This is a genomic window from Sphingorhabdus sp. YGSMI21, assembly GCF_002776575.1.
GTDB lineage: Bacteria > Pseudomonadota > Alphaproteobacteria > Sphingomonadales > Sphingomonadaceae > Parasphingorhabdus.
On sequence record NZ_CP022548.1, the window covers coordinates 3,506,905 to 3,532,098 of the forward strand.

Sequence of the window (25,194 nt, forward strand, 5' to 3'; positions counted from 1 at the left end):
GCAGCAGCTTATCCGTTCGACAGCTCGGTTAAAAGAGAATGATCCAATATCGATGTCACATTGTCTTCGTCATCGAGGAAAACGACCGGGCCATGATTGGTGAAATAGAGCTCGGTATATTCCGGAAAAGCCGTATGGTCGTGGATAACATCCAGCGGCTCATAGCCATAGGTGCCTTCGAGCGCCACGCCCATGCGATATTCCATCTTGCCCTTGACCACATAATATTCTCCCGCACCGAGATGTCGGTGTCTGGGAAAAAAGCTGCCTGGCTGGCAACGCAACAACACCGTCCATCTTCCCGTTTCCTTGCTGGCAAAGAAAAGCTTGAATTCGATCCCCTCCACCAGATTGGACCAGCCAATATCTTCGGGAGTGGTCAGCAGTTCAGGCACAATTTCCATGGTTAAATCCTGTCTTCTGGGGTTAGAAAGTAAGCCGGAGTTCGGCACCATAGGTGGCGCGTTCGCCGTAATAGCGCGGCACGAAACCGAAACCGCGCAGGTCGGTCGCGTCGACGATATAGGCCTTGTTGGTGACATTTTTGGCCCAGGCCGCCAGCTCCCAGCCATTGTCCGGATCGGATAGCGAGGCCCGCAAATTAAGCAGCCCGTAGCCCTCGCCGGAACTGATCAGCGGATCCTCGGCATTATTATAGAATTTCTTGCCGGTATAATTATATTCGGCCCGCCAGCGCGTTTCGAAGCGCCCGACCGGCACGGTAACCTGGGCGTTGGCCGACAGCGTGAATTTTGGCGCGCCCGGCATGCTGTTACCGGAGAAATCCCGCGGCAGGCCGGAAACCGGATCAATCGCACCGGACTGGTAATTTTTGAACTCGGCATCCAGAACGCCGAAATTCAGGCCGAGGTCGAGCCAGTTAGTCGGCGTCGCGAACGCCTCGACTTCTATGCCCTTGATCTTCGCATCGGCGGCATTGTCGAGGCCCAGGGTTGGCACGGCACTACCCGCCTGTGTGTTGACCGACAGGACCTGCAGATCGCTGTAATCATAATAGAAGGCGGCGACATTCAGTCTCAGATTGCGGTCGAACAGGGTCGATTTGAAGCCGACTTCGTAGGAAATCAGGGTTTCTGGATCGACCTGTGTGCGCTCCGCGATATTGGTGATAATCCCGATATTGAAGCCACCAGCCTTGAATCCCTTGTCAACGCTGACATAGGCCAGCACGTCATCGGTGACATCATAATCTGCCGAAAGCCGCCAGGAGAATGACTTGTAGGAATCGCTGAGCCGGGCGAATGGTACCAGCGGGATGGGATCGCCATTGGCAATATCGTCATCGAAAAACCCTGAGATCAGGTCGGCCTGATGGGTCGACCGGACCTTGTCGATCGTATAGCGGGCGCCAGCGGTGAGGCGCAACTCGGGCAATACCGAATAGGTTGCCTGGCCAAAGGCTGCATAGGCCTTGTTCTTGCGGGTAGCCTGGGTGATCACCGGCAAGGCGCCCTGGGCGAAGGTCAGTTCACCAAGCAGATCGGCATTGCTGCGCGCGTCAAAATCCTCGTAGAAATAATAGAGGCCGGCGATCGCATTGAGGGTGCCGTCGTCATAGGAAAGCTGGAATTCCTGGGTGAACTGTTCGGCATCCGTCAAAAAGGTGATTTCATCGATCCGGAACGGCCCGCCATCGACATCCACGCCATTGTCGACGTCGCTCTTGTCATAGCCGGTCAGGGAGCGGATCGACCAGTCGCCGAAATCATGCTGCGCGACGAAATTCACGAAGACATTGTCCGAATGATTGCGTGAAGGACCATTGAAATTGAGCAACCGCTCGTCGTCGGGGAACGGATCGGTATAGCCGAACAGATCGGCTCCGTTAATCGTGCCCACCGGCTTGTTTTCCAGATAGTCGCTGCGATCCCGGCCGCCGCCGACGGTCAGCCGGAGATCGGTATCGGGGCCGGGGCGCAGGCGGAAAATCGCGCGCGCCGCAGCTTCGTCGACATTGATCGCGTCCGTACCGTCGAACCGGTTGAATTTTTCGCCATCCCGTTTGCGGACCATGCCGGCGACCCGGACCGAGAATCCGTCGGTGATCGGCAGCGATGCGGCCACCTCGCCTTCAAACAGGCTGAAACGGCCATAGCCGAAACGGGCATTCCCCTCGAACCGGTCGTCTGGCAATTTGGAGAAAAACTGGATCGCACCGCCAGTGGCATTCTTGCCGAACAATGTGCCCTGCGGGCCACGGACGACTTCTATCCGTTCCAGATCGAACAGCGAGAAAATCTGGCTGCCGGTGGATGCCACCACGACGTCATCGCGATACACGCTGATCGGACCGATCGATGAACTGTTGAAATCATTATTGCCGACGCCGCGAATGAATATATTCGGGACGCCACCGAACGTCTTGATCTCAAGATTGGGGACCTGGTCGCCGATCGAAAGGCTGTTGGTGAACCCGGAGTCGGCAATCATCTGCGTATCGAAGGCGGACACGGACACCGGCACATCCTGCAAATTCTGCGCCCGCTTCTGCGCCGTGACCACGATGACATTGACGCCGCCGCTCTGCTCGTCGGTATCGACATTGTCCGGCACGGCCTGAGCCAGCGCGGTGCCGTGGGCAAGCAATGAAACCGATGCAAGGGATGCGACTATGGTTGCGCGACAAATATTGTTCATTTCTTTTCCTTCTCCTGAACGGTGAGCCGTCTTGAGTGCGGCTATCCAGTTGCCCGTTTACTAGCCGGCGCAGGCTTGTTGTTTCTTGCTTGGGAACGGCGTCATTTTTGTATTCAGGTGAACCGACAGGTGCAAAATTGTTCCAGAGGGACACCAAACTTGGCAATTTGCGCCAGAAAACGTGACCGTCTTGCGCATGCCGCGCGGTCGTCGTAGCATCGACGCAGGAGAGGGAATATGAAGATAATTGAGGAAGAGAGCTGGCAATCGGCCAGCCTGCCTCCGACCAGGCAATTGCCCGGTTTTCAGGAAGTGCTCGACCGCACCCATTTTCATTGGGACCTGAAATCGGATCTCAATGACCGATATATAGCCGAAGTGCGCCGGCGGGCCGTGAACGACTATATGCTGACCCATATCGTGGCGGATCCGGTAACCGGATTCCGTTCGATGGACGATGTCAAGAAAAGCAATGACGCCTATTTCTGCCTGCTGTTTTTCACGCAGGGCGAATGTCTTCTCGAGCAAGGCGCCAATGAAACCGTCGTCACCAACGGCAAGATCGCGATCTGGGACAGCACCCGTCCGGCGAAATTCCAGAACACCAGCCGGTTGACCCAATATTCGATATTGATCCCGCGCGACAATGCCAAGATCATGATTCCCGGAATAGAGGATATGTGCGGGCTGAGCGTCGATGGCACCAAGGGGCTCGGATCAATCCTGCACTCCCATCTGGTGCAAATCCACCAGGCCATAGAACTGGTCGAACCGGAAGACCGGCCGGCCGTGTTGCGGGCCACGGTTGAACTGGTTGCGGCGGCCTTCAAACCGGAAAGCGCCAACCGCTCGAGCACCGCTTTCCGGCAGGCCGTGCTGAACAGGGTACAGGAATATATAGTGGCCAATCTCGGTGAACCCGATCTTTCCCCGGCAACGGTGGCAGCGGCGTTCAAATTCAGCCCGCGCTATCTGCACCGGCTGTTCGAGGAATCCGACGAGAGCGCTGGTAGCTGGATTCGCAAGCGGCGCCTGCACGCCGCCAAGGCCGATCTCGGTGACGCGGGCAATAGCCGGTTGTCGGTCACCCAGATCGCGATGCGGCGCGGTTTTGCCGATGCTTCCCATTTCAGCCATGCGTTCCGGAAAGAATTCGGACAGTCGCCACGACAGTTCAAACAATCCTGCCGGAGCAGTGATCCGCGCGCCTGAGCCCATCGCTCCGTTAACAGTTCGCCCAGAATCAACTTTGTTGCCCCGCTGACACAAGCGGACTGGCAAGCGTTCGCCTATTTCCCACAGTCAGAAAAATAAAGAGGATGGGATTATGGCAGGCCGACTGCAAGACAAGGTCGTATGTATAACCGGCGCGGCGCAGGGCATTGGCGCCGGCATCGCCGAAGCCATGGCGCAGGAAGGCGCTCGGATCATTATCGGCGACGTCAATGACGAAGGCGCCGGGGCGCTCGCTGCGCGCATCGGGGCAACCGCTCTGCATCTGGACGTGTCCTCGCCGGAGGACTGGCAGGCCATGGCAGACCATGTCGCCGGGCATTTCGGCAAGCTCGACATTTTGGTTAACAATGCCGGACTGGAACTGGTAAAACCGATGCAGGACCATAGTCTGGCGGACTGGCGCAAGGTCATGTCCGTAAACGTGGACGGCATTTTTCTGGGCTGCAAGACGCTCGAGGCGATGCTCCGCGAATCGGGCAAATCCGGTTCCTCCGCCTCGGTGATCAATATTTCCTCGATCGCCGGTATCGTCGGCTACCCGGATCAACTGGCCTATAATACGTCGAAAGGTGCTGTGCGCCATATGTCGAAAAGCCTGGCGATCGAATGGGCGGCGCACGGCGACGCGATCCGCTGCAATTCGATCCATCCCGGCTGCATCCGCACCCCGATGCTGGAAATGGCGGTGGAAGGATGGGTCGAGAACGGATCGGTACCGGCCTATGATCCATGGACGGCGATCGCGGCGCTATGTCCGCTGAACCGGGTCGGCATGCCGGAAGATATCGCCATGGGCGCCGTCTATCTCGGCTCCGACGAATCGCGCTTTGTCACCGGCATCGAACTGGTGATCGACGGCGGGTGGGTGGCCCGATGAGCAGCAACCACAGCAAGCGCCTCTGGATGTATGCCCAGATGGTCAAGAGCCGCCATTTCGAGGATATGATCAAGCCCGCCTATTTCGAAGGCAAGACTCCGGTCTTCAATATGGCGAAGGGCCCGCTGCCCGGCGAGATGCATCTGTCCGACGGGCAAGAGCCTTGCGCCGTCGGCATATGCGCCCATTTGCGCCCCGATGATGTCGTCACCGCCACCCACAGGCCGCATCATATCGCGATTGCAAAGGGGGTCGACCTCAACGCCATGGCTGCCGAGATTTTCGGCAAGAAGGACGGGCTGGCCGGCGGACGCGGCGGCCATATGCACCTGTTCGATCCAGCGGTGAATTTTTCCTGCTCGGGCATTATCGCCCAGGGTATGGGGCCGGCTGTCGGTGCCGCCATGGCCGCCCGGATGCGGGGCAGCGATGCCGTCGCTGTTGCTTTTCTGGGCGAAGGCGCGGCCAATCAGGGGGCTTTTCACGAAAGCCTCAATCTCGCGTCAGTATGGAAGGCCCCGGTGGTATTTGTCATCGAGGACAATAGCTATGGCATTTCCGTTCCCAAAAGCGCCTGCACAGCGGTTGCCAGCAACGCCGATAGAGCAGCGGGCTATGCCATGCCCGGCCATCATGTCGGCGGCAATGATCCCGACGCCATATATGAAGCGGCAGGGATCGCGATTGAACGGGCGAGGTCCGGTTCCGGCCCAAGCCTGATCGAGATTGAGACCAGCCGGCTGGAGGGCCATTTCATGGGCGATCCGGAAGGCTATCGACCGAAGGACGAAGTCAGGCGGCTGAAGGAAATCGATCCCATACCCGCCTACCGGACCCGGTTGCTCGAAGCGGGATTCGAAGAGAGTGAGCTGGATCGCGCGGAAAGCGAAGCCCGCGGCCTGGTCGACCAGGCCTTCTCCTTTGCCCGCAGCAATGATTATCCCGAACCCAAGGAGGCTTTTGACCATGTCTTTGCCTGATCAAACCATCGAAAAACCCGCTGCAGAACGCAGGCTGACCATCGCCAAGGCAATGAGCGAGGCTCTGGCACAGGAAATGGAGCGCGATCCGTCCGTTCTGGTGATGGGCGAGGATATCGGGAAAATGGGCGGCGTCTTTGGCACGACCACCGGACTGTTCGAAACCTTCGGCGAAGATCGCGTCCGCGACACGCCGATTTCCGAAACCGCCTTTATCGGTGCGGCCGTCGGCATGGCCGCCTCTGGATTGCGACCGGTCGTGGAACTGATGTTCGTCGATTTCTTCGGCGTCTGCATGGACGCGATCTACAATCTGGCCGCCAAGCAAAGCTATTTTTCCGGCGGCAAAGTCTCCTGTCCGATGGTGCTGATGACCTCTGTCGGCGGCGGCTATGGCGATGCTGGCCAGCACAGCCAGTGCCTCTACGCCACATTCGGACATTTGCCAGGCATGAAGGTGGTCATCCCCTCCAACGCCCATGATGCCAAGGGCCTGATGCTCTCTGCCATCCGCGACGACAATCCGGTGATTTTCATGTTCCACAAGGCCCTGCAGGGCATGGGCTGGCTGGGAACCGTTGCCGGCTCGATCAACCACACACCGGAAAGCGAATATTGCGTGCCGATCGGCAAGGCCTCGGTCGTTCGCGAAGGAAGCGATATTACCATCGTCGGCCTCGGCGCCACGGTGCACCAGGCGCTGGCGGCGGCCGGAAGGCTCGACGAGGCGGGGATCAGCGCCGAAGTCGTCGATTTGCGGACGATAGCGCCACTGGACCGGGAATCGATCCTGGCCTCGGTCACAAAAACCGGCCGGCTGCTGGTGGTCGATGATGATTATCTCAGCTTCGGCATCGGCGCGGAAATCATCGCGACAATATGTGAAACATTGCCTGGCCCGCTGAAATGCCCGCCGCAACGTATCGCCCACCCCGATATTCCCATTCCCTTCACGCCGGTAATGGAACATTTCCTGCTGCCCGATGCCGGGAAGATCGAGAGCAGGGTCATCGCCATGATGGGAGAACAGAAATGACCGATATATTGGTGCCGCAAGGCCAGTGGGAGCCGGATCAGGAAGCCGCCCTCGCCACCTGGCTCTATGGGGAAGGCGAAACCGTTCAGGAAGGCGTGACCGTCGCCGAAATCATGGTCGAGAAAACCAGCTTTGAAATCCCTGCCCCGGCCAGCGGTGCCCTATCCATCACTGTGGCAGAGGATGAAATCGTCACTCCCGGGCAAGTGGTCGGCTCGATAGGATAATGGCCTCGACGATGGAACGCGATCTCGTCCGCCGCCTGGCGCGTGCGATTTCGCCCGGCACGCCGATCGAGACTTGTTCGGGACAGCGGGCGATCGATGACGAGGATGCGCTGATCGACAGGGTCGCCACCCAGCCGTCCGGATCTTCCTGCCTCAGGATCTGGGAGAACCGGAACTGCCTAGTGACGACGCGTCCCGTTGCCAGACGGGCAGGCTTCGCCGAGGCGGCGGACGCCAGCGCCAGATCAGGCTGGCCCGTCCATGTCCGCTCGTCCGGCGGCTCGACCGTTATCCACCGGCCCGGCATATTGAACATCACTCTGGCGGTTGCCGCGGGCAATCAGCCGGTGCAGCCCGAAGCCAGCTATCAAGGCCTGATCAGATTGCTGCAGGACGCTTTGGGGAAACTGTATATCGATGCCACTGTCGGTCCGGTCGAGGGGTCCTATTGCGACGGCAGCTATAACCTGTGCCTGAACGGCAGAAAGATCGCCGGAACCGCATCGCGCATCGTCCGCCGACAGGGCCAGACCGCCTATATCTGCCACGCTTCCATAGCGGTTTACGGCTCGCCCGAGCGCGATATTGCCCTGATCCGCAAGTTCGAGCGGGAATTGGGGCTACGCCATAGATATGCGATAGACAGCCACACGACCCTTGTTAACATGATGGAAGCAATCGTCGCGTGAGGAGGCCGGATTGCGGCTTTTCGCGAAATACGTCTGTCACCAAGCCGCGTTTTTTTCCAAATGCTTTGCGCCATCCCATCGGAAGAGAATTTCGGGCGATCAATCCAGGATTATTTCGAAATTCCGATCCAGCGGGGTACATCGTGGCAAAACTGCTCGTAGGCAGCGCCAAAATTTTTGCCCAGATGCGCTTCCTCGATCCGGACCTGCGCATGGCAGGCTAGCGTGAATACAAGCAATGCAACCCAGCCCCACCAAATGCTGGCACTCAAGGCGATGCCGAGGCCGAGCAATATCATCCCGGCGAATATGGGGTTGCGGCTGAATTGGAACAGTCCATGCCTAACGAACAGCGGCGCGTCTCCGTCGCGCACACCCACGCGCCAGGCCCGGCCCATCTGTATTTGGGAGACAATCACTATAACCGTGCCCGCCACCGCCAGCAGTGCACCGCCCGAGGCAAATCTGGTAGCAGGCTGCGTCGCAGCCAGCCCGCTCGCGACTCCCAGAACGGCGATACTGATCGCAAATAGAAGCCCGGCCAAACGCTGTCTGCCCTTCGCCGCGCCAAATGCCCAGGCCCTGTCGCCGGTCGAACGGGCTACGGAATAGCCGCGCCAGACCGAAGCAAGGAAGACAATAATCAACGCGGTAACGGGTACAGCCTGTATCATCTGGCCTCTCCCACCGCGATTCCGCTCTTTTTAACGGATTGCAGTTCGCTTCGAGCCTGCCTTATGATTTGAATGCCGCCGGTAATGGCCAGACCCGCCATAATGGCGGCCACTCCGAGATCGGGCCACGCGCTGCCGGTCTGCGCAACGCCAAGCGCTGCGGCAAGCACTGCAACATTGCTGATCGCGTCATTGCGCGAACAGATCCACACCGACCGCATGTTGGCGTCACCCGTCCGGTAGCGAAAGAGCATCAGGGCGACGCCGACATTCACAAGCAGCGCCAGTGTTCCGACGATGCCCATGGTCTCGGCAACCGGCGTCGTGCCGCTGAAAAACGCCCATAGGGCAGACCCCAGCACCCATAGGCCAAAAAGCAATATCGTTGCCCCCTTGAACAACGCCGCTCGCGAACGCCATGCCAGCGCCATTCCGGCCACACCAAGACTGATTGCATAATTGAAAGCATCGCCAAAAAAGTCCAGCGCATCGGCCTGAAGCGCACGTGAATCCGCCTGAACACCAGCGCCCATTTCCACAAAAAACATCGCAGCATTGAGGATAAGCGCGATCCACAGGATGCGCCGCCAGCGTTTGTCATTCAGCGCATCTCCCGTTCCACAGGCATCGGCGCAGCAACTATCGGACATGGTTTTTCCTCGACAAATTTCGATTCGCCGATATTTATGGACCCTGTAGTAACTATAGGGTCAAGCGATGAAAATTGGAGCACTGGCAAAGGCGACAAGGACAAAGGTTGAAACCGTCCGCTATTATGAGAAAATCGGCCTGCTGCCACCTCCTGCACGGACAAGTGCAAATTACCGCGATTACGGGAGCAACCATCTCGCGAGGCTTTCCTTCATTCGCCGCGCCCGAAATCTCGGCTTCACCCTGAAGGCGCTGCGCGAATTGCTCGACCTGTCGGACAATGAAGATCAATCCTGTGAAGCGGTTGATGACATTGCGAGCAGGCATCTTGCCGAGATCGATCAAAAAATTGACGACCTGACGACGCTGCGTTCCGAGCTAGGCCGGATGATCGGTGCCTGCCAGCATGGAACCGTAGGCGAATGCAAAATCATCGAGACGCTGGCCCCGCGAATCTAGAGACGGCTGTGGCAGGGCAACCTGTGACAGAAAGCACGAATAGCCGCCTTCGGGGCAAAGCTTTCATCCCGCCATATCTCCGGATCTTCTCCCCATAGATTAATCACTTCCCGCTTGACTTCCCCCGTTTTGTTTCTTAATTGTTCTTTATTCGTTCCCAGAACAGGACACCGGACATGCTCACGCAAAAGCAACATGAACTTCTCTGTTTCATCGATGACAGGCTGAAGGATAGCGGCGTTTCCCCCTCGTTCGAGGAAATGAAGGAAGCGCTCGGGCTCAAGTCCAAGTCGGGCATTCACCGGCTGATCAGCGCGCTTGAGGAGCGGCACTTCATCCGCCGCCTGCCCAACCGGGCGCGCGCTTTGGAAGTGTTGAAATTGCCCGAGGGCGGCGTGCACGAGGCGGAGCCATCCAATGTCGTTGCGCTGCACCCGGAAACGCCGGTGCGCGAAGTGATCTCCAATCCCGCTCCGGCCGCCAATAATGATGTGCTGGAAATTCCGTTGCACGGACGGATCGCCGCCGGCGCTCCGATCGAGGCGATGGAAGGCCAGTCGGCGCTCAGCGTCCCTGCCGCCCTGCTCGGCCCCGGCGAACATTATGCGCTGGAAGTATCCGGCGATTCGATGATCGACGCCGGTATCCTCGATGGCGATTATGCGCTGATCCAGAAAACCGAAGTGGCGCGCGACGGCGAGATTGTCGTCGCCCTGATCCATGATGAAGAAGCCACGCTGAAATATCTGCACAAGGACGGTGTCCGGGTGCGGCTTGATCCCGCCAACCCTGCCTATGAACCGCAGATCTACGGCGCGGGCGAAGTGCGCATTCAGGGCAAGATGGCCGGATTGCTGCGCCGCTACTGATCGCGGTCGCCGCTGGTCGCGTCTCCACTCGCGGCGGGCCTATAGCGGGTCCATATATGCCTGCCGGTCCAGCCTAGCGCGGTGGTTATTTTTCTGTTCTCCAGATCGATGGTCATGCCGCCAACCTGCGACAGCAGGCTGCGGTCGGCCTTCAGCCAGCGCGGCCGGCAACTGTCCGGGAGCCGGCGGTCGCTGACCACGATATCGGCGCGGCGACAGGCAGCCGCCAGCGCGAGCGCCGGGATATAGTGACCGCTGCGCGTCGCCAATATCTGCCAGTCTCGTCCGCCGGCCGATACGGTCGCCAGACAGCTGTCACCATTGCACGTGGCGTTCGGCCAGTCTTCCAGCGCCTGCGATTCCCCTTCGATACCTGCATTTTCGCGGATCATTTCGCGGATGAAGTCGCCGCTGCGGCGGCGCAACATCGCCAACTCGCCCTGCTCGTTACGGATTGCGACATGGCGCCCGTCACCGGTGATATAGAGATCGGGCGCGCGGGTGGTGGCGATGACCAGCCCGCCGAGCAGCAGCGGGACCAGCCCCCAATAGCGCCAGCGCTCCCGCCACAGGCAAAGCCACAGTCCGCCGAGCAGCACCAGCGCGAATGCGATCACCTTCATGGTCGGCAGCATCGTCACCGCGCCGGGCCTGCTCGACACAAAATGGGCCAGCGCGATCAGGCTGCTCAAGGCCTGTTCGCACAACCACCAGACCGGCGCGCCAAGACCCACGCTGTCCAATAGCAAAGCCAGCGCCTCCAGTGGCATGATCACAAAAGTCGTCAGCGGGATGGCGACGATATTGGCCAAGGCGCCATAGAGCCCGGCCTTGTGAAAATGGTAGAGCGCGATCGGCATCAGCGCGATTTCCACCACCAGACCGGTCAGGAACAGGGCAAAGACGAACCGTCCGGCGCGGCGCATCAGGCTTTCCTCGCGCAGCATCAGCAGCGCCTTGATCCGCGGATGCTCGTGCAACGCGATGATCGCCGTCACCGCCGCAAAACTAAGCTGAAAACTGGGTCCGACCAGCGATTCGGGCCAGAATATCAGCACGAACAGCGCGCCCGCTGCTACCATCCGCAAGGTGATTGCGCTGCGCCCCATCATCAGCGCCACCAGCACCAGCAAGGCGGCGACGCAGGCTCGGATCGTCGGCACCTGCGCTCCGGTCATCAGCGTATAGGCGACCGCCGCCAGCGCCGCGCAGGCCGCCGCGACGATCGGCAGCCGGAAACGCAGCGCCAGCGCAGGCGACAAGGCAAGCGTCTTGAGCACCAGCAGATAGATCGCGCCGACCACCGCGGTCACATGCAGCCCGCTGATCGAGAGCAAGTGCGCCAGCCCGCTGCGCCGCATCGCTTCGGCATCCGCTTCGTCAATAGCGCCGCGATCGCCGGTGGCCAGGGTGGCGCCGATCGCACCGGCGGCACCCGCCATCCGCGACTGGACATGGGCCGAAAGCCGCTGCCGGTATCGGGACAGCGCGAAAACCGGGTCCGCAGCGCGCAATAGCCGGAGTTCTCCCAGCGCCTGCCCGGTCGCGCCGAGCCCCTGAAACCAGGCGCGCTCGGAAAAATCATAGGCACCGGGCAAGGCCGGCATCGCCGGCGGCATCAGCCGCGCGCGCAGTTGGATCAGGGCGCCGTCCTGCAAATCGGGACCGGCCCGATCCAGCGGCACGTTCACCCGTACGCGTGGCGGCAACCCCGAATTTTCACCGGTGCGCAGCGTCAGCCGGACCATATCACGCGCCAATACCGGTTCGACCCGTTCGATCGCGGCATTGAACGTGGTAACAATCGGTCGTGCCAGCACCGGAGCGGCGACGCTCCACGATCGAAACCAGACCAGTGCGCAGCCGGCCGCCGCCAGCAGCGCGAACCAGAACAGCGCCTTGCCGAGCCGCATGCCGCCTCCGCTGGTCACTGCAAACAGGGCAATCCCGCCGCACAGGCAGATGAAAGCCAGCCACCAGGCGCTATTTGCGAGATTATACCAGGCGGCAATGCCGCAGCCGAGCGCCACCGGCACCCAGAGAGGCAGCTGGTCCCGCTCCTTCTCGAGCTGCATTTCAATCAATTTGGACAGTTGTATCCTGCACCGGAAATCAGACAATTGTCGCGGGTGAAACAGCGTGCTAAGGGCGGTGCCAGTCGAACCGGAACCGGTGCCTGTGGTGCCATTCGGGCTCAATCCATCCCGCATTTCAAAATCCTATCACAGGGATCATGCAAGCGTGAATTCAAATGATGCTGAACAGCCGAAAGAGACAAATATGGTCGTAACCCGCTTTGCCCCCTCCCCGACCGGGTTCCTGCATATCGGCGGCGCCCGCACCGCCATGTTCAACTGGCTGTTTGCCCGCCATCATGGCGGAAAAGCGCTGTTGCGTATCGAGGACACAGACAAAGCGCGCTCCACCCAGGAAGCGATCGATGCCATTTCAGAAGGCCTGGACTGGCTGGGTCTCGACTGGGACGGCAAAACGGTGTTCCAGTCCGAACGCGCGGAACGCCATGCCGAAGTCGCCCACGAACTGCTGGCATCGGGCAATGCCTATAAATGTTTCGCAACCCAGGAAGAGCTGGCCGCCATGCGCGAGCAGCAGCGGGCCGAGAAAAAACCGATGCGCTACGACGGCCGCTGGCGCGACCGAGATCCGTCGGAGGCGCCGGAGGGCGCGCCTTATGCGATCCGCCTGAAAACCGAAACCGCCGGCAAGGTCACCATTGCCGATATGGTCCAGGGCGATGTCTCGGTGCAGAATAGCGAGATCGACGATTTCATCCTGCTGCGCTCGGATGGCACGCCAACCTATATGCTTGCCGTCGTTGTCGACGATCATGACATGGGCGTCACCCATCTGATTCGCGGCGACGATCATCTCAACAATGCCTTTCGCCAGCTGGCGCTGATCCGCGCGATGGGCTGGGACGAGCCCGCCTATGCCCATATCCCGCTGATCCACGGCAATGACGGGGCGAAATTGTCCAAGCGGCACGGCGCGCTGGGCGTCGAGGCCTATCGCGACATGGGGATCCTGTCGGATGCGATGTTCAACTATCTGCTGCGGCTCGGCTGGGGCCATGGCGATGACGAAATCATCTCGCGGGAACAGGCGATAGAATGGTTCGACCTGTCTGGCGTCGGCAAATCCCCCTCGCGTTTCGACACCAAGAAGCTGCAAAATTTGAACGGCCATTACATGCGCGAAGCGGCCGATAATGATCTGGTTCGCCTCGCGACACCCTGGATTGAACAGGATTTGGGCAGGCCTCTGGCGTTATCGGAGACGGAATTGCTGGGTCAGGCGATGCCGGTTTTGAAAAGCCGGGCGAAAAATCTGGTCGAATTGGCCGGATCCAGTCTTTTTCTCTTTAAAAAACGCCCACTTGGCCTCGACGAACGGGCAGAAAATCTGCTAGACGCTGACGCACGGACGCTGCTTAAATCGATTCACCTTGGCTTGACCGATCTGGAAGACTGGACGCTCGAGGCAACGGAAGAAGTCATAAAAGCGATCGCGGAGTCTGCCGAATTGGGGTTGGGAAAGCTCGCACAACCTATGCGAGCGGCACTGACAGGAAGTACCAGTTCACCCGGAATTTTTGACGTCCTGATACTTCTCGGCAAAGAGGAATCATTGGGACGTCTTGCAGATCAAATAGAAAAAACCTGAGTTTTCAGGAGCAGAAAGGACAATATCGTGGGCGATAACGCAAAATTCAGCATCAACGGCGACAATTTCGAATATCCGGTTCTGACGGGCACAGTGGGCCCCGATGTCGTTGATATCCGCAAATTATACGGCCAGACCGGTGCCTTCACCTATGACCCCGGCTTCACCTCGACCGCCAGTTGCGAATCCGAGCTGACCTTCATCGACGGCGGCGAAGGCGTTTTGCTCCACCGCGGCTATCCGATCGAACAGCTTGCCGAACAGAGCAGCTTCATGGAAGTGGCACACCTCCTGTTGCGCGGCGAATTGCCGAGCGCGGACGAATATGCCGACTTCACCAACACGATCACCCGCCACACCATGGTGCACGAACAGTTGCGCGGTTTCTATCAGGGCTTCCGTCGTGACGCCCACCCGATGGCGATCATGTGCGGCGTGGTTGGCGCGCTGTCGGCTTTCTATCATGACAGCACCGACATCAACGATCCCGCCCAGCGGATGATCGCCAGCCACCGTCTCGTCGCCAAGATGCCGACCATCGCCGCCATGGCTTACAAATATTCGATCGGCCAGCCTTTCGTCTATCCGGACAATGAACTATCCTACACCGGCAATTTCCTGCGCATGACCTTTGGCGTTCCCGCCGAGGAATATGAAGTGCATCCGGCGATCGAAAAAGCGATGGACCGGATCTTCATCCTCCACGCCGATCACGAACAGAACGCGTCGACCTCGACCGTCCGGCTCGCCGGTTCCTCGGGCGCCAACCCCTTTGCCTGCATCGCGGCCGGCATCGCCTGCCTCTGGGGCCCTGCCCATGGCGGCGCCAATGAAGCAGCGCTCAACATGCTGAAGGAAATTGGTCATCCCGATCGCATTCCGGAATATATTGCCCGCGCCAAGGACAAGGACGATCCGTTCCGCCTGATGGGCTTTGGTCACCGGGTATATAAAAATTACGATCCGCGTGCATCGGTTATGCAGGAAACGGTTCGCGAAGTGTTTGAAACGCTGAAGGTCAAGGACCCCGTCTTTGACGTTGCCTTGCAACTGGAAGAAATGGCGCTCAACGATCCCTATTTCATCGACAAGAAGCTGTTCCCGAACGTCGATTTCTACTCGGGCATCATCCTGTCGGCGATCGGCTTCCCGACCTCGATGTTCACCGTGCTCTTTGCCCTAGCCCGTACCGTCGGCTGGGTTGCGCAGTGGAACGAAATGATCTCCGATCCGGGCCAGCGTATCGGTCGCCCGCGTCAGCTGTACACGGGTCCCGCGAAGCGCGACTATGTACCGATCGACAAGCGGTAATCCTGATCGAAATATGGAAAAAGGGGGGCGTTTCGCTCCCCTTTTTTATGCTGGCTTCCGTTCCGGCAGGGACAGGGTGAAGGTCGCCCCCTCGCCGGCTTCGCTGGCCACGGTCAGGCTGCCGCCCATTGCGCCGGCCAGGCGGCGGGAAATGAACAGCCCCAGACCGCTACCGCCGTCGCCGGAGCGGCCGAGACGTTCGAACTTCTCGAAAATCCGTTCCTGGTCTTCCGCGGCAACACCGTCTCCCTGATCGCTGACGGCGATCCGGGCAAATCCATCTTGGGCGGACACGCGCAGCTTTATCACTGAACCGTCGGGCGAATAGCGGATTGCGTTGCCGATCAGATTGACGAGAATTTGCAGCGTCCGGCGGAATTCACCGCTGGCTGGACATTTTTCGCTCTCGTCGGGCAGATCGATACGGATGTGATGATCAGCCGCCTTGACCGCCAGCAGGCCGGCTGCGCGGTGTGCCAGATCCACCAGATCGATATCGTCACCGGCGACGGTGAATTCGGGCCGTTCGATGGCCTCGAGATCAGACAGATCGTTGACGAGGTCGAGCAAGTGCCGGCCAGCCGAGGCGATATCCTTGGCATAGCTGGCATAATCTCCGCGTAGCGGACCTTCCAGTTTGCTGCTGATCGTTTCGGCATTGGCGATAATCTTGCCCAGCGGCTGGCGCAGTGCCGGGCCCAGCTGCATCCCGAACAGACTGTCGCTGATCAGCTTGCCGCCACCATTTTTTACTGTCGTTGCGCTGGAGGACGGACGATCCGCCGCGTCGGCCGGCGTTGCGGTAAAGCGGTAGCCTGCAAACAGGCCGGCCTTGTCGATCAGCGGATTGCCCTGCAGTACGAACAGGCGCTCCGCACCGCTCTTCTGCCGCATGCGCTGATTGCGGATCGGCTGGCGCTCGGCCACGGCTTCCAGCAAAGCGGTATGGGCCGACGGCGGAACCACGTCATATATTTCGAGCAAAGAGTGGCCGATGACGTCAAAATCCTGCTCCGCCTCGCCCGACATCTGCTGGGCGATGATGCGCAGCGCCGCATCGGTGCGGATCGCGCCGCGTCCTTCCAGCCGGTCAAAGTCCCGTTCACGCGACGGATCGCTTTTCTCGCTCTCTTCGTGCGAATATTCCTTCCAGTCGATGATCGAAAGATTGAGAGCCTCTGCCTTCTCCGGCACGGCCAGACGTGTTTCCACCCACATTTCAATGCGGGATTCGTCATCCGATGCCTGCACTGGACGCGAGAGATTCATGCCAAGTCGCCGACTGAGACGGCACAATTCAGCCAGTTCGGGCACGGCCAGCGGACCGCCTTCTCTACCGCCGCAGCGCAGATGGAGCCGCATGAGCAGCGGGTCGGCCGACAGAAGCAATCCGTCGACATCCACCTGCCCCAGCACCGGCTCGGTCAATTTGCGATCCGTGCTCATTTACCGGGACTGCCCGGAAAATCATCGGAAAGCAGCCGTTCGGCATTCTGGAAGGCCTCGGGGGAGGCCCAGCGGGTGACCAGGGTCTGGCAGCGGTCCCGGTCGGTCTCGCCATAGGTGGCCCCGGTCAGGATATGGTCGCCGCCGTCGAGTGCGGCAAAAATCGACAAGGCTTCCTGAACCGGAAAATCCGCCGCCCGCATGACCACGACGAGCCGCGCCATATCGGGCTCGGCGGTAAAGGCGACAATCTGATCGCTGGTCAGGCCCGATTGCCGGGCCAGCCGCGCGATAAATAACGTCAGACCGTCTCTCATCGGATGGGGCACGGATATATTCTCGCCGCCGGACTGGTCGAGCAGCTGCGCCAGCCGCTCGGCCTTGCGCGCCACGCCGGCACTTTCGTCATGTGCAGCGAGCAGCCGTTCGGTTGCCTGCTGCAGCTGCGGGCCGGAAAAACCGGAACGTCTGACAAGAGCGGCGGTGATCGGCCAGGCGAAGGCATAGGCGATTTCCGGTGACAGATCGGCCAGACTCGCCGCAATTTCACCGGTGGCGCCGGTGGTTTTGGATTGGGCGACAAGCAGTCCCATCGCCGCCTTGGCAACGGCGGGGTCCGCGTGATCGAGATGCCGGGTCAAGGTGGATTCGAGATCTTCCTGCGAAATTTTCTGCAGCAATCGCGCCGCGAGTTCGCTCTGCTGAGTCTTGACGAACAGATGGCGGACGATTTCCGATGTCTTCAGCAGTCCGGATTGTTCCAGCATCGCGAAGCTTTGCCCGTTGCCGCGTTGCGCGATACCGAGCAACAGGTCATGGCTGACGCCCAGATCCCCGGTCACGATAGTGCAGATGCGTTTTTCAATCTGCTCGACGACGCTGCGCAGATATTGCTGGGCATTGGAGCGCATGCGGTCGTTGAATATGACTTCGGTTTTCGGAAAAAGGGCCTGCGCAAAATCATCCGCCACGAACGAGGCTTTGTCGGCCATCGCGCTCGCGCGGCGGACAATATCGTTGTGCTTGCTTCGATCCATCGGAAAAACTCGCTGTGCCATAGCTAGGCCGTACCCTAATGTGGTTAACAAGCCGCTAAGTCGAATATTCCGCTATTCGCTCTGCCGACTGGATGAATCCGGCAATTTTCCGGCCGGAAAGCGGTCGAGAAGGAGCGACAGGCCAGAGTAGAGCGCCGCAGCATAAATGCCATAGCTGATCGGTCCGAAAATCGCGGCGACGAGCAGGAGCAGCAGGACCAGCCGCATATCCGGCCGAGTGAGCGCGAACCGGACAGGCCCGGGTGCGCTCCTGAGCAGCAGCAGATGCGCGAGCAGCAATGCAAAAATAACGATATTCGGCATCAGGGTGACCGCATCGGATGCCTGCACCAGCAATATGGCAACGCCGCTGGCCACGACCAGATCGAGCGCGATTGCTGTCCAGTCCCGAAATTTGGCGACGCCGTCGAACTGCCGCATCGTGGTCCGGGCAAATTGGGCGGCACTGCCGAAAAACAGCAGCGCAAGCGCTGCGATCGCATAGCCGAAAGCCGCCAGTCCGATACCGGAAAGTCCGGCAACCAGCGCAAATATCTGCAGATATTGCGGCGCGGCCCTTCTGCTCCACAGACGGGGAAGACTGCTTTTGATCAGGGGCCGCAACAGGAAGCGGTTCAGGAAATTGTCCTTTTCCGCAGGCATTTCCTTGAGCTTGCGTCGCGTATATTGCGTCGCACTGAGTGCGCTCTGGATATGGGAAATCGCCCCCGCACCCATTCGCCGGTCCGAGATGATCGCGCGCGGACAATCGGCCTGAACCGCGGTCCGCAGCAGCGCCGACCCGATCTCCCATTCGTCCGGAATATCGATCATGGCCACCAGACGCGCTGCATTGAGCGAGACTATGCCAAGCCAGCGCTGGTTCAGATCAATGCGCTCGAATTCCTGATATTCCTCGGCATGCAGCACGGTGAACAGCAATTCCTGCGGAGCCCCGCTCAGCTGACTGACGATCTCTTCATTGGGAATGATACCGTCGGCAATATAGACGATATGGTCCTGTTCGCTGGCATATTGGACGAGATCACTGGGGCTGCGGACATATTCCGCATCCAGCCCCTGTTGCTTCATCGCGTCGATTTTCTGCAGCAGCGCGCCGTGGGTGACCGGGCAGAGAAAGATGAATTTTTCACAGCCGAAGCGCTGCGCGGCCTGGATCTGCAAATCGAGCAACGTGCCGGCGAACAACGGCAACAGGGCGATGGGCCCCTGTCCGTCGAGATCGTCTTTTGCCAGAGAAATCAGAGCCAGTTTCACAAGTTTTCGGGTCCCGAACGGAGAAAAGGAAGAATGTTCCTGCCCATATATGGTGGCATCGGGACATGCCAAGCGATAATCAGAAATGTTTCGGTTGGAGTTTGCTTCTGGATGATTAGCGGTCGTTCAGATGCGCATTAAACCGCGCTTCCCCGATTTCGTTTTCGTGCCGACTAGCGAACCGATATACCAGTAAGGCAGCGCCCGCCGTCAGAACTGCGATGGCCAGGAACAGTTGTAGATCGCCTTTGGATGAGTAGTCATTGGCAAGGAATATAATCGCTGCCCCGCCGGTTGCCAGCACAATCCAAGTGCCACTCCAAGCAGCAGAAGGTTCTTTGTGGTCGCTGGAGCGCCCATTCTTCCATTCCAAAATGGTTAGAACCGCCATGAGAAGCCAAGATGCAAGCTGTATATAACCAGACACATGCCCCGGATCTGCGATGATCAAGTTCTCAAGAAGGAGCCACCAGCCAAACAAGACCAAAGCAAGTGCAGCGAGGACTATCTTCGCATATTTCATTGGGCCTTCATAACTGAGAGATGCGGGCTGGGCAATATCTGCAACCGGGGCGGAAGCGAAAACCGGGCCCGTGACATTTCCCGATATTCCAGCGACGCCGACGAACTCGACACGCCGGAGCCGGAAAATCAGTCCCGGTGCGCTTCGACCGCTGAAACGGCGCGTTCCAGTTTCTGCAGGATGACCGGATCGCCCGGAGCGCTATGGGCTGCCTCGTCGGCGAGCTGGAGAATTTTGGTCGCAGAGAAGCTCGCGGCCAATCCTTTCAGACGCCAGGCGGCATATTCCCAATTGGCATCGCAACGGGCTCTTCCAAGCAAATCGACTTGCCGTTTTGCGCTCTCCAGAAATGCCGCGCGCAATTCCGCGATAAGGGGTTGATCATCCCCCACCGCGGCCGTCAGAGCGGCATCCAAAGCTCCATAATCAAATGACATTCCTGCCGTTTACACGCAATATGGTTAACTTATGGTTTCTATGACCCGATATTGTGTTAAATAGTCCCCATGGCAGGTGAATCTAAGATAATCGGGATGTGGCGCGACCGCGACGAAAGTGCCGGCGACGACCAGACAGCAGCAACCGCAGGCGGCGAAAGTGACGTGCCCGAACAGGCATCGGAACAGCCTGATTTTTCTGAGGAATATCACGAAAATGGCGATGAATCGCCGGCCGGGCAATGGGACGAATATGCCGATGAGACGGCTTCTGCCCCTGCCCGCGCCCGCTTCATTCCGCTGCTGCTGTTAACCATGATCGGGCTCTGCTGGACCGGATTTTTCCTGTGGGCAAACCGCGACATTTTTACAACATCGATAACCCCCAAGGCGGGGATAGACCTGTTGACCCAATGGTGCCTGCCTATTGCCACGCTGGGCATTGCCTATCTTCTCTACATGCGTAACAGCACCCGTGAAGCCGGTCGCTTTGCCGATGTCGGCCTTTCACTGCGTACTGAATCCGAATTGCTCGAAGCCCGTTTGAAGACCGTCAATAACGAGCTCAGCGTCGCCCGGGAATTTCTCAGTCAGGAAAGCCGGGAACTGGAGTTTCTCGGCGAACAGTCTTCGGGCAAGCTTACCACAGCTGCTGGCCTGATCCGTAAGTCGCTGGATGACGGGCTGGGCAAGATGCAGAAACTGGATGATGTCGGTGGCGCCGCCTACAAGAATCTCGAGCAGTTGCGCGAACATCTGCCGGTGGTGATCAACACAGCGAAGGATGTGACCAACCAGATCGGCAATGCCGGACGCACCGCCCAGACCGAAATGTCGGCGATGGTTGCCACGCTCAAGAAAATCGGCGAAGTCGGCACCGCGGCCGAGCAAAGCCTCACCGCCCTGACCGGCAAGTCCACCCGGTCGGTCGAAAATCTTGCCGTCGAGGCCGAACGGATCAAGGCCAGCCTCACCGAGCAGTTGCAGGAAGCAGAAGCCGGATCGAACCAGCTGGCGACCCTGATGCGGAAAACCACGGCGGAAACCGTCGATGCCATCCACAAGACGCGAGCGCAGCTTGCCACCGAGGCTTCGGAATCCGCATCGGCGATGCGCGCTGACCTGGATGCGCTGGAAACCGCGTTGGCAAGCGCGGGAAAAATCGCCGATGAGGAAGAAGTCCGGCTAAAAACCCTCGCCGAGACGCTCGATCGAAACATCACCGACATTGCCGAGAATCTCGCAAATCTGGACAATGAAAGCGGTGACAAGACCGCCAAGCTGGCCTTTGCCATGACCGCCATGGAGCAGAATAGCGATGCTCTGAAACAGTCTCTGGAAAGCGGCTATGCCGTGGCTGACGGGATGATCGAGCGGATGGAGAAATTGCTCGTCGCGCTCGACAGCAGCGCCCGGGAAATGGACGAGACCCTGCCGACGGCTTTCGAACGGGTATCGGAAAAATCGCAGGAAAGCTTGTCGCTGTACAGCCAGATCGCCCGCGAAGCTCGCAAGGCACAGGAAGATGCCGGCAGGGTTGCCCAGCAGGTGGCCCAGACCGACCATTCGATCACCAAACAACAGGAACTGCTGGGCAAATTGCGCGACAAGGGCGAGGATACCAGCACATCGCTGGTCGCACAGATCGACGACATTGCTAAGGCCATAGAGACCGTGCGCGAACAAAATGAATCGCTGGCCGAAAGCGCGGGCGAGAAAATGATCAGCGCGCTGCTGCGAGTGAAAGAGACCGCCAAGCAGGCTTCCGAACATTCGCGCCAGGCGCTCGAAAATTCTATCGCGGGTTCAACCGAAACATTCGAAAAAATGAGCGAAGAGGCGCTGAACCGGATCATCGACGACAAGATCGCCTCGATTGCTCCGAAGCTGGAACAAGCGGTTTCGAGCGCGGTGGTGACGACCCAGTCGACCGCTGCGCATCTCACCGATCAGCTGGCGGCGATCGAGGACATGACCACCAAGCTGGAACAGCGCATCCTCTTCGCCCGGGAAAAGGCAGAGCAGAGCAGCGACGAGAATTTCACCCGGCGGGTGGCGCAGCTTACGGAATCGCTCAATTCCATCTCGATCGATGTCGGGAAAATCCTGTCGAACGATGTTACCGACACCGAATGGGCTGCCTATCTGAAAGGCGATCGCGGCATCTTCACGCGGCGGGCGGTTCGCCTGCTCGACAACCGGGAAGTACGCGAAATCCTTGCCCAATATTCGGGCAATGACGAATTCCGCGAGCATGTGAACCGCTATATCCACGATTTCGAGGCGATGCTGCGCGGCGTGCTCGCCACCCGTGACGGCAGCGCGGTCAGCGTGACCCTGCTGTCATCAGATGTCGGTAAGCTCTATGTGGCGCTGGCCCAGGCAATCGAGCGCCTGCGCAACTAGCATCGGTCGCCTAGCGCATCCGCTCCCGGCTGTTGAAAATATCGATCGTGTCGAGCGTGATCCAGCCATTGGCATAGTTGAGATAGAATAAGCCAAAGGCCGCCGTCGCCAGCAAGGTGGTCATCAGCAACACGCGCAACGGCCGGAAATTGGCCGGCGCTCCGTCCGCCTGTCCCTCCACCATCTCGACCCCGGATTCATGATGGTTGCGGATGCCGATGGGCAGCACGATGAAGGCTGCCGTCACCCAGAACAATATGTAAATTGCCAGAATAGAGGTGGGTTCCACGGTTGGCTATGCCTCCACGGTTAGCACCGATACAATCGGCTTTTTGCCCGTCCACTCGGTTGCGCTGCGACGGACCAAGAGACGGATCGCTTCGTTGAACTTGTCGATATCGCCGACCGGCTTGCTATATTTTCCGACGATCTTGTCGATGACCTCGTCGAGGAAATCCTCTTCGTCTTCCTCGAGCGGCACGCCGTGCATTTTGAGCACGGGCTGTCCAAATATCTTGCCCTTGTGATCGAGACCGATGGCGACCGAAATCATCCCGTTATGCGCGGTCTTGCGCCGGTCGTTCAAGGTTTTGCCGTCGGCCGGAATGATCACGTCGCCATCGACGACAAGCCGTCCTGTGCGTTCCTGTCCGAGGATTTTCGGGCCATTGGGCGCCAGTCGCACGACATCGCCGTTCTGCTGGAATATGGCCTTTGGAATGCCGTGCTGCAGGCCGAACGCGGCCTGGGTTTTCATATGGCGGATTTCACCATGGACCGGGACGAGTATTTCCGGTTTGATCCAGTCATACATTTGCGCCAGCTCCGGCTGTCCCGGATGGCCCGAGACGTGGATATGCTCCTGGCGCTCGGTTATCATGACGACGCCCTTGGCCGCCAGCTGGTTCTGGATCCGGCCAATGGCGATTTCATTGCCGGGAATCTGTTTGGACGAGAAGAGCACATGATCGCCCTCTGAAAGCTTGATCTGGTGGCTGTCGCCGGCAATCCGGCCCAAAGCCGCTCTCGCCTCCCCTTGCCCGCCGGTTGCAATGATCATGACCTTGTCTCGCGGCAGACTCATCGCTTCCTGAAAGTCGACGGTCGGCGGGAAGTCCTTGAGATAGCCGTTTTCGCGGCAATTCTCGATGATCCGGTCGAGCGAGCGGCCGGCCACGCAGAGCTTGCGGCCCGCGTGGATGGCAACCTCGCCCAAGGTCTGCAACCGGGCGGCGTTGGAAGCAAAGGTCGTGACCACGACGCGGGTGTCGATCTCGTCGACCACGCGCATCAGATTGCGGCGGACTTCGCCTTCCGAACCGGAAGCATTGGTGTTGAAGACATTGGTCGAATCGCAAACCATCGCGAGGACGCCCTCGTCGCCTATTTTCTGCAATTCCTCGGGAGTGGACGGCACGCCAAGCACCGGCTCGTCATCCAGCTTCCAGTCACCGGTGTGGAAAATCCGGCCATAAGGCGTGTCGATCAGCATCGCATTGCCTTCGGCAATAGAGTGCGCGATCGGCAGATAGCGGAAGCCGAACGGGCCGAGATCAAAGCTGCCTTCATTCGGGATGATATTGAGTTCAACATCATTTTGCAGTCCGACTTCTTCCAGCTTGCGACGGATCAGGCCCGCCGTGAAAGGGGTCGCGAACAAGGGAACATCGAGGTCAGCGGCGAAATAGGGAACCGCGCCAATATGATCCTCGTGCCCGTGAGTCAGCACGATACCGAGCAGGTCCTTCTGATTTTTCTCGATAAATTCGAGATCGGGCAGGATCAGGTCAATGCCGGGATAGCTGGAATCGGCAAAGGTCATGCCGAGATCGACCATCACCCATTTGCCGTCACAACCATAGAGGTTGACGTTCATGCCGATTTCGCCCGAACCGCCAAGGGCCAGGAAGAGAAGTTCTTTTTTAGCTTTTGTCATGAAGCGTGTGTTGCTCGCTGATAGAGGAAATGCAGGCCCTGAAGAGTCAGGTCCGATTCCAGATGGTCAAATACATCTGTATGTTCGTCAAAAAGTACGGCCAGTCCGCCGGTGGCAATGATTTTCGTCGGGCGGCCGATTTGCGCCTTGGTCCGCGCCACCAGCCCTTCGATCATCGCGACATAGCCCCAGAAAATGCCGATCAGCATCTGGCTTTCGGTGGTGGTGCCGATCACATTGTCATCTTCCGGCGATTCCAGCGCGATACGCGGCAATTGTGCGGTCTTTCCGACCAGCGCGTCGAGCGACAGATTGATGCCGGGCGCGATCACGCCACCTTTATAGGCGCCCTCATAATCGGCCACGTCAAAGGTGGTCGCCGTGCCGAAATCGATGATCACGATATCCTGCTTATATTTCTGGTGCGCCGCGATCACATTGAGCGCGCGGTCGGCGCCGACACTGTCGGGCTGCTCGACATCCAGGGCGATGCCCCAATGGGCGGCGCCACGACCCGCGACCAGCGGAGTGACACCGAAATATTTTTCCGAGAGAACGGTCAGGTTATGCAGCGCGCGCGGGACAACGGTGCCGATGATCACCGCATCGACGGCGCCCAGTTCCAGCCCTTCCAGCTCCAGCAGCTGCCTGAGCCAGACGACATATTCGTCCGCCGTGCGACGGGCATCGGTGGCGATCCGCCAGCGCGCCCGAATGTCGTCGCCGTCAAACAGGGCGAACACGACATTGGTATTTCCGGCGTCTATGGCCAATAGCATA

Annotated in this window: 24 protein-coding genes; 11 read left to right on the forward strand and 13 right to left on the reverse strand. The window is 59.2% G+C overall.

The annotated features are described in order from the left end of the window. Positions 1–8: 8 nt before the first annotated feature. Together CHN51_RS16780 and CHN51_RS16785 are read right to left on the reverse strand one after the other, a co-directional pair. Complete coding sequence (locus tag CHN51_RS16780; protein ID WP_164089262.1) at positions 9–404, reverse strand: 2,4'-dihydroxyacetophenone dioxygenase family protein; 396 nt, start codon at positions 402–404, stop codon at positions 9–11. A gap of 22 nt (positions 405–426) precedes the next feature. Continuing rightward, entirely contained in the window at positions 427–2,658 is a 2,232-nt protein-coding gene (locus tag CHN51_RS16785) for a TonB-dependent receptor (protein ID WP_100095042.1), read from the reverse strand. A gap of 237 nt (positions 2,659–2,895) precedes the next feature. Here CHN51_RS16785 and CHN51_RS16790 point away from each other — a divergent pair, with 237 nt between their 5' ends. From CHN51_RS16790 to CHN51_RS16815, 6 genes are all read left to right on the forward strand, one after another. Then, positions 2,896–3,870: a helix-turn-helix domain-containing protein gene (locus CHN51_RS16790; protein ID WP_100095043.1), complete on the forward strand. Its 975-nt coding sequence runs from the start codon at positions 2,896–2,898 to the stop codon at positions 3,868–3,870. 115 nt (positions 3,871–3,985) lie between these two features. Next, positions 3,986–4,771: a glucose 1-dehydrogenase gene (locus CHN51_RS16795; RefSeq protein WP_100095044.1), complete on the forward strand. Its 786-nt coding sequence runs from the start codon at positions 3,986–3,988 to the stop codon at positions 4,769–4,771. Beyond that, a complete protein-coding gene (locus tag CHN51_RS16800) occupies positions 4,768–5,751 on the forward strand; it encodes a thiamine pyrophosphate-dependent dehydrogenase E1 component subunit alpha (RefSeq protein ID WP_100095045.1) in 984 nt (327 codons plus the stop codon). The genes CHN51_RS16795 and CHN51_RS16800 overlap by 4 nt, the downstream gene beginning before the upstream one ends. Continuing rightward, positions 5,738–6,787, forward strand: a complete 1,050-nt coding sequence (locus CHN51_RS16805; protein ID WP_100095046.1) for an alpha-ketoacid dehydrogenase subunit beta — start codon at positions 5,738–5,740, stop codon at positions 6,785–6,787. The genes CHN51_RS16800 and CHN51_RS16805 overlap by 14 nt, the downstream gene beginning before the upstream one ends. Further along, entirely contained in the window at positions 6,784–7,014 is a 231-nt protein-coding gene (locus CHN51_RS16810) for a lipoyl domain-containing protein (protein WP_100095047.1), read from the forward strand. The genes CHN51_RS16805 and CHN51_RS16810 overlap by 4 nt, the downstream gene beginning before the upstream one ends. Next, positions 7,014–7,703 (forward strand): hypothetical protein, encoded by a 690-nt coding sequence (locus CHN51_RS16815; RefSeq protein ID WP_100095048.1) that lies wholly within the window; start codon positions 7,014–7,016, stop codon positions 7,701–7,703. Before CHN51_RS16810 ends, CHN51_RS16815 begins: the two co-directional genes overlap by 1 nt. Positions 7,704–7,813: 110 nt before the next feature. On the opposite strand, the gene CHN51_RS16820 is transcribed toward CHN51_RS16815, so the two are convergent. Beyond that, complete coding sequence (locus CHN51_RS16820; protein WP_100095049.1) at positions 7,814–8,377, reverse strand: isoprenylcysteine carboxylmethyltransferase family protein; 564 nt, start codon at positions 8,375–8,377, stop codon at positions 7,814–7,816. Then, complete coding sequence (locus CHN51_RS16825; RefSeq protein ID WP_100095050.1) at positions 8,374–9,027, reverse strand: cation transporter; 654 nt, start codon at positions 9,025–9,027, stop codon at positions 8,374–8,376. The genes CHN51_RS16820 and CHN51_RS16825 overlap by 4 nt, the downstream gene beginning before the upstream one ends. 67 nt (positions 9,028–9,094) lie before the next feature. Between CHN51_RS16825 and CHN51_RS16830 the strand changes: the two genes are divergently transcribed. Then, positions 9,095–9,487 carry a helix-turn-helix domain-containing protein gene (locus CHN51_RS16830; RefSeq protein WP_100095051.1) on the forward strand — a complete coding sequence of 131 codons (393 nt, stop codon included), beginning with the start codon at positions 9,095–9,097 and terminating at the stop codon, positions 9,485–9,487. 176 nt (positions 9,488–9,663) lie between these two features. Then, the gene (gene lexA / locus CHN51_RS16835) at positions 9,664–10,356 is read left to right on the forward strand and encodes a transcriptional repressor LexA (protein WP_100095052.1); all 693 of its coding nucleotides are present in this window, start codon (positions 9,664–9,666) and stop codon (positions 10,354–10,356) included. Here the strand turns inward: lexA and CHN51_RS16840 are convergent. Further along, positions 10,350–12,431: a ComEC/Rec2 family competence protein gene (locus tag CHN51_RS16840; RefSeq protein WP_240616962.1), complete on the reverse strand. Its 2,082-nt coding sequence runs from the start codon at positions 12,429–12,431 to the stop codon at positions 10,350–10,352. The two genes, lexA and CHN51_RS16840, sit on opposite strands and share 7 nt — an antisense overlap. 205 nt (positions 12,432–12,636) lie before the next feature. Between CHN51_RS16840 and gltX the strand changes: the two genes are divergently transcribed. Then, the gene (gene gltX / locus CHN51_RS16845) at positions 12,637–14,040 is read left to right on the forward strand and encodes a glutamate--tRNA ligase (protein WP_100095718.1); all 1,404 of its coding nucleotides are present in this window, start codon (positions 12,637–12,639) and stop codon (positions 14,038–14,040) included. Positions 14,041–14,067: 27 nt separating this feature from the next. After that, on the forward strand, positions 14,068–15,351 hold the full coding sequence (locus tag CHN51_RS16850; RefSeq protein ID WP_100095053.1) for a citrate synthase: 1,284 nt from the start codon (positions 14,068–14,070) through the stop codon (positions 15,349–15,351). Between the two features lie 45 nt (positions 15,352–15,396). On the opposite strand, the gene CHN51_RS16855 is transcribed toward CHN51_RS16850, so the two are convergent. The 5 genes from CHN51_RS16855 to CHN51_RS16875 all read right to left on the reverse strand — a co-directional run bounded on the left by CHN51_RS16855 (position 15,397) and on the right by CHN51_RS16875 (position 20,072). After that, positions 15,397–16,797 (reverse strand): HAMP domain-containing sensor histidine kinase, encoded by a 1,401-nt coding sequence (locus CHN51_RS16855; RefSeq protein WP_100095054.1) that lies wholly within the window; start codon positions 16,795–16,797, stop codon positions 15,397–15,399. After that, a complete protein-coding gene (locus tag CHN51_RS16860) occupies positions 16,794–17,834 on the reverse strand; it encodes a hypothetical protein (protein ID WP_100095055.1) in 1,041 nt (346 codons plus the stop codon). Before CHN51_RS16860 ends, CHN51_RS16855 begins: the two co-directional genes overlap by 4 nt. Before the next feature lie 72 nt (positions 17,835–17,906). Further along, positions 17,907–19,112: a hypothetical protein gene (locus tag CHN51_RS16865; RefSeq protein WP_100095056.1), complete on the reverse strand. Its 1,206-nt coding sequence runs from the start codon at positions 19,110–19,112 to the stop codon at positions 17,907–17,909. A 115-nt stretch (positions 19,113–19,227) separates the two neighbouring features. After that, entirely contained in the window at positions 19,228–19,635 is a 408-nt protein-coding gene (locus CHN51_RS16870; RefSeq protein ID WP_100095057.1) for a hypothetical protein, read from the reverse strand. Positions 19,636–19,763: 128 nt separating this feature from the next. Beyond that, on the reverse strand, positions 19,764–20,072 hold the full coding sequence (locus tag CHN51_RS16875) for an Hpt domain-containing protein (protein WP_100095058.1): 309 nt from the start codon (positions 20,070–20,072) through the stop codon (positions 19,764–19,766). 69 nt (positions 20,073–20,141) lie between these two features. On the opposite strand from CHN51_RS16875, the gene CHN51_RS16880 reads away from it, so the two are divergent. Next, positions 20,142–22,478 (forward strand): hypothetical protein, encoded by a 2,337-nt coding sequence (locus CHN51_RS16880; RefSeq protein WP_123906347.1) that lies wholly within the window; start codon positions 20,142–20,144, stop codon positions 22,476–22,478. A gap of 10 nt (positions 22,479–22,488) precedes the next feature. On the opposite strand, the gene CHN51_RS16885 is transcribed toward CHN51_RS16880, so the two are convergent. The 3 genes from CHN51_RS16885 to CHN51_RS16895 are packed head-to-tail and all read right to left on the reverse strand — an operon-like array spanning position 22,489 to position 25,193. Beyond that, positions 22,489–22,767 (reverse strand): DUF1467 family protein, encoded by a 279-nt coding sequence (locus tag CHN51_RS16885; protein ID WP_100095060.1) that lies wholly within the window; start codon positions 22,765–22,767, stop codon positions 22,489–22,491. A 6-nt stretch (positions 22,768–22,773) separates the two neighbouring features. Then, complete coding sequence (locus tag CHN51_RS16890; RefSeq protein WP_100095061.1) at positions 22,774–24,414, reverse strand: ribonuclease J; 1,641 nt, start codon at positions 24,412–24,414, stop codon at positions 22,774–22,776. Then, positions 24,411–25,193, reverse strand: a complete 783-nt coding sequence (locus CHN51_RS16895; RefSeq protein ID WP_100095062.1) for a type III pantothenate kinase — start codon at positions 25,191–25,193, stop codon at positions 24,411–24,413. The genes CHN51_RS16890 and CHN51_RS16895 overlap by 4 nt, the downstream gene beginning before the upstream one ends. Position 25,194: the final 1 nt, after the last annotated feature.

What these genes read in the sequence shown, in the direction of transcription:
- CHN51_RS16890 (WP_100095061.1), bottom strand. Translation starts at nt 24,414, where the DNA reads ATGACAAAAGCTAAAAAAGAACTTCTCTTCCTGGCCCTTGGCGGTTCG.
- CHN51_RS16880 (WP_123906347.1), top strand. Translation starts at nt 20,142, where the DNA reads ATGGCAGGTGAATCTAAGATAATCGGGATGTGGCGCGACCGCGACGAA.
- CHN51_RS16875 (WP_100095058.1), bottom strand. Translation starts at nt 20,072, where the DNA reads ATGTCATTTGATTATGGAGCTTTGGATGCCGCTCTGACGGCCGCGGTG.
- CHN51_RS16830 (WP_100095051.1), top strand. Translation starts at nt 9,095, where the DNA reads ATGAAAATTGGAGCACTGGCAAAGGCGACAAGGACAAAGGTTGAAACC.
- CHN51_RS16820 (WP_100095049.1), bottom strand. Translation starts at nt 8,377, where the DNA reads ATGATACAGGCTGTACCCGTTACCGCGTTGATTATTGTCTTCCTTGCT.
- CHN51_RS16780 (WP_164089262.1), bottom strand. Translation starts at nt 404, where the DNA reads ATGGAAATTGTGCCTGAACTGCTGACCACTCCCGAAGATATTGGCTGG.
- CHN51_RS16805 (WP_100095046.1), top strand. Translation starts at nt 5,738, where the DNA reads ATGTCTTTGCCTGATCAAACCATCGAAAAACCCGCTGCAGAACGCAGG.
- gltX (WP_100095718.1), top strand. Translation starts at nt 12,637, where the DNA reads ATGGTCGTAACCCGCTTTGCCCCCTCCCCGACCGGGTTCCTGCATATC.
- CHN51_RS16785 (WP_100095042.1), bottom strand. Translation starts at nt 2,658, where the DNA reads ATGAACAATATTTGTCGCGCAACCATAGTCGCATCCCTTGCATCGGTT.
- CHN51_RS16825 (WP_100095050.1), bottom strand. Translation starts at nt 9,027, where the DNA reads ATGTCCGATAGTTGCTGCGCCGATGCCTGTGGAACGGGAGATGCGCTG.
- CHN51_RS16790 (WP_100095043.1), top strand. Translation starts at nt 2,896, where the DNA reads ATGAAGATAATTGAGGAAGAGAGCTGGCAATCGGCCAGCCTGCCTCCG.
- CHN51_RS16860 (WP_100095055.1), bottom strand. Translation starts at nt 17,834, where the DNA reads ATGGATCGAAGCAAGCACAACGATATTGTCCGCCGCGCGAGCGCGATG.
- CHN51_RS16840 (WP_240616962.1), bottom strand. Translation starts at nt 12,431, where the DNA reads ATGCAGCTCGAGAAGGAGCGGGACCAGCTGCCTCTCTGGGTGCCGGTG.
- CHN51_RS16895 (WP_100095062.1), bottom strand. Translation starts at nt 25,193, where the DNA reads ATGCTATTGGCCATAGACGCCGGAAATACCAATGTCGTGTTCGCCCTG.
- CHN51_RS16870 (WP_100095057.1), bottom strand. Translation starts at nt 19,635, where the DNA reads ATGAAATATGCGAAGATAGTCCTCGCTGCACTTGCTTTGGTCTTGTTT.
- CHN51_RS16815 (WP_100095048.1), top strand. Translation starts at nt 7,014, where the DNA reads ATGGCCTCGACGATGGAACGCGATCTCGTCCGCCGCCTGGCGCGTGCG.
- lexA (WP_100095052.1), top strand. Translation starts at nt 9,664, where the DNA reads ATGCTCACGCAAAAGCAACATGAACTTCTCTGTTTCATCGATGACAGG.
- CHN51_RS16810 (WP_100095047.1), top strand. Translation starts at nt 6,784, where the DNA reads ATGACCGATATATTGGTGCCGCAAGGCCAGTGGGAGCCGGATCAGGAA.
- CHN51_RS16855 (WP_100095054.1), bottom strand. Translation starts at nt 16,797, where the DNA reads ATGAGCACGGATCGCAAATTGACCGAGCCGGTGCTGGGGCAGGTGGAT.
- CHN51_RS16800 (WP_100095045.1), top strand. Translation starts at nt 4,768, where the DNA reads ATGAGCAGCAACCACAGCAAGCGCCTCTGGATGTATGCCCAGATGGTC.
- CHN51_RS16795 (WP_100095044.1), top strand. Translation starts at nt 3,986, where the DNA reads ATGGCAGGCCGACTGCAAGACAAGGTCGTATGTATAACCGGCGCGGCG.